At 52.0% G+C, this 2,984-nt stretch carries 1 protein-coding gene and 2 pseudogenes; 1 reads left to right on the top strand and 2 read right to left on the bottom strand.

Features of this window, described 5'->3' with window-relative positions; genetic code table 11:
- A pseudogene (gene murC, locus AC1HCM_RS04915) lies at positions 1-276 on the top strand (UDP-N-acetylmuramate--L-alanine ligase); the annotation flags it as partial.
- Here murC and AC1HCM_RS04910 read toward each other — a convergent pair.
- Together AC1HCM_RS04910 and AC1HCM_RS04905 are read right to left on the bottom strand one after the other, a co-directional pair.
- Positions 260-2,584, bottom strand: a pseudogene (locus tag AC1HCM_RS04910) (Lon protease family protein). The pseudogenes murC and AC1HCM_RS04910 sit on opposite strands and share 17 nt — an antisense overlap.
- Positions 2,584-2,984, bottom strand: a 401-nt coding sequence (locus AC1HCM_RS04905) for a hypothetical protein (protein WP_479460654.1), incomplete at its 5' end; no start/stop codon positions are given. The gene AC1HCM_RS04905 and the pseudogene AC1HCM_RS04910, both read right to left, overlap by 1 nt.

The following is a 2,984-nucleotide window of genomic DNA, read 5'->3' as shown; positions in this document are numbered from 1 at the left end:
CTCCTCTTTGAAGACTTCATCAAGGTTCTGAAACTCCCAGACCTCGTTTTCCTGCTTGATATATACCCTGCGGGTGAAAGGAACCTCTACGGTGTGAGCGCAGAGCCCTTAGCCCGGAAGAGTGGAGCGGTCTTCGTGGAAAGGAAGGAGGATCTCTTCCCTCTCCTTGAGGAAAACCTATCTCAGGGGGATGTACTCCTCTTCATGGGTGCTGGAGATATAACGGGTCTCTGTGAAGAGTTCGTCAGGGAAAGGTGCCCTACCTCCCCTTCTTAGGCGCTGCCCTTTTGGAAAAGGCTCTAAGCTTGGAAAGGACCTTTCTGTGGAAGCTCTCAGCCCTGACCCCTGTAAGGAGCTCAAGGATATCGTCAACGTGTCGGGCTGTGTATATGTGAAATCTGCCCTTCTTCACATCCTCCACGAGCCCGTCATCAAGGATTAGGTTGTCCTTGTTCCTCTCAGGGATAACTACGCCCTGGGAGCCCGTTAGACCCATCTCTCTGCAGACCTTCCAGAAACCTTCTACCTTCTCTCTCACACCTCCTACAGGCTGGATGTTGCCAAGCTGGTCAAGGGAACCTGTCAGGGCTATGTCCTGCCTGACAGGAATGCCAGATATGGCGGAGAGCACAGCTAAGAGCTCGGCGATTGTGGCGCTGTCGCCTTCAACCTCATCGTAGAGCTGTTCAAAGGTTATGGTGCAGGAAAGGGAGAGGGGGACGAGCTTCCCGTATCTGTTGCCGAGGTAACCGCTCAGTATCATGACCCCCTTACTGTGAATCGGTCCGCTGAGCTCAACCTCCCTCTCTATATCAACTATCCCCTTTTCACCGGCATAAGCCGTGGCAGTTATCCTGGAGGGCTTACCGAAGCTGTAATCTCCAAGGTCGTACACGCTGAGCCCGTTCACCTGACCTACCCTCCTGCCCTCCGTTTCTATTATCAGCTCCCCTTCCCTTATGAGCTCCCTTATCTTCTCCTCAATAAGGTTTGATCTGAACACCTTCTCCTCAATCGCCCTCTTAACATCCTCCCCTTTTATCTCGTCGCTCTGAGCAAAGGAATCAGCCTCCCTAAGTATATCGGTTATATACCCAAATACAACGCTCATCTTCTTCCTGTTTCCCGAAAGCCTGATAGCATACCTGAGAGTCTCCTCAACGGCATCGGATGTAAGCTCCTTGAGACCCTCCTCCAAAACTATAGCCTTGAGTATGGAGGGGAAGCTCTTCACGAGATCCTCGTCCACATCAATGGCTGGATTGAACTCAGCCTTCAGTTTAAAGAGCCTGTTAAACTCCGGGTCAAGGGAAGACAGGAGGTAATAGGTGAGGTAATCCCCTATCAGGAAGACCTTCCCCTCATAGGGAACGGGTTCTGGGTCTATGCCCACCTAGAGGGGGAAAGCCTCAAGGGGAAAGGCGCTCATGTATACCTTCTTGTGAAGGAGAGCTCTCTTCAAAAGGTCCCAGAGGATAGGGTTCTTCAGGAGGTCAAGGACCCTGAGGACGATGTAGCCTCCCCTTGAGCGGAGGAGGCTTCCTGCCACTATACTGCTGTGGTCAGCGTAAAGTATTCCCATCTCCGCCCTGTAAGATATGTACCCGAAAACGCTCCTCACCGTTGGGGTCTCTTCGTAGATAACGGGTGCACCCTCAAGTCCAGAGTTATCAACAACGAGGTTGAGCCTGAAGAGGTTCAGGTTGTTCTCAACGAGCCGCCTCAGGGGGATGTTCTCTTCAACGAACTTCCACTCAACAAAGAACTGGATGTTGCTAACTATGTTCTCCTCAAGCTCTGAGAGGTAATCCACCACACCAGGAATATCCCTGTATCTTTCCTTCAGCCTCTGCACAAGTCCCTCAACGAGGTTCCTCGCTGAGCGCTCCCTCAGCTCCTTCAGCTCGTCGGCAAGCCTGTGGTCAAGCTCCCTAAGCTCTCTTAGGTAGTCTCTAAACCTCTCCTCAAACTCTCTGAGGTTCCTTTCGTAGCTCTCCTTAAGCACCGGGTTCTGGGAGAGCTCAACCTCATCAACAACCCTCCCACCTACCGAGGGGAGGAGCCTTATACCGGCTGGGGTTATCACCACGCTGAGACCTCTCTCACTTGCCTCCCGGGAGAGCTCTGAGAGCACTCTCTCTTTCTCCTTTTCAATCCTCTCAATCCTTTTGACCTTCTCCTCTTCGTACTCCTTACTCTCAAAGACTTTGTGGGAACGCTGTTTCAGGTCTTCAATCACCCCATCAATGTCCCTCACCAGCCTTCTGCCAACCCCGCTTGGAAGGAGGAGGTGCTTGGGATTCAGAGGCTTCTCAAAGTTATGGTAGTAGCACACATCCTCGGGAACCGGCTTCTCCTTTGCCTTTTCCCTTAGCCTTCTCAGCGTGTAGGTGGTCCTCCCTATGCTTTCGGGTCCTGAGACGTAAACGTTGTATCCCTCCCTCTCTATGCTCAGGGCTAAGGAGAAGGTTCTCTCAACCCTGTCCTGTCCCGGGAAGAGGTACAGTGGTTCAACGTCGGAAGTCCCCCTATCAATCCCGAAGGAAAGGGGGAGCTCCTGAGCCTCCACCTTTCTAAGTGCCATCAGGCTCCCTCCCTGAATACCTTGAATATCAATCCAGCGAAGAATAAAAGGGCTACACCGCCGGTCATCATAAGGAAGTACTCAACACGGAAGAACTCGGGTTTGTAGGCTGAAATTACCAGAGCCATGGCAACTATGAAGCCGAGGGTGAGTATGCTGAGGGTGAGCCTGTTTATATCCTTTCTCAGGTCGCTTACGAGCCTCTTCTCCCCCTCGTACTTTATTGAGAACTCAACCTTGCCGGCTTCAAGCATTGAGGTAAACCTCTTTATCCTTTCGGGAGACTGTATCAGGAGCTTGGAAGTGAGGAGGAGGTTCCTCTCAGCCTGCTTTGCCAGAAACTTTGGCGACAGCATCAGTCTCCTCCTTCTCACTACGTAGGGCTTTACCGCATTTATCA

Source organism: Hydrogenivirga sp., assembly GCF_056450045.1.
The sequence above is the reverse complement of the archived record's forward strand: the minus strand, read 5'-3'. Positions and strand labels throughout refer to the sequence as shown.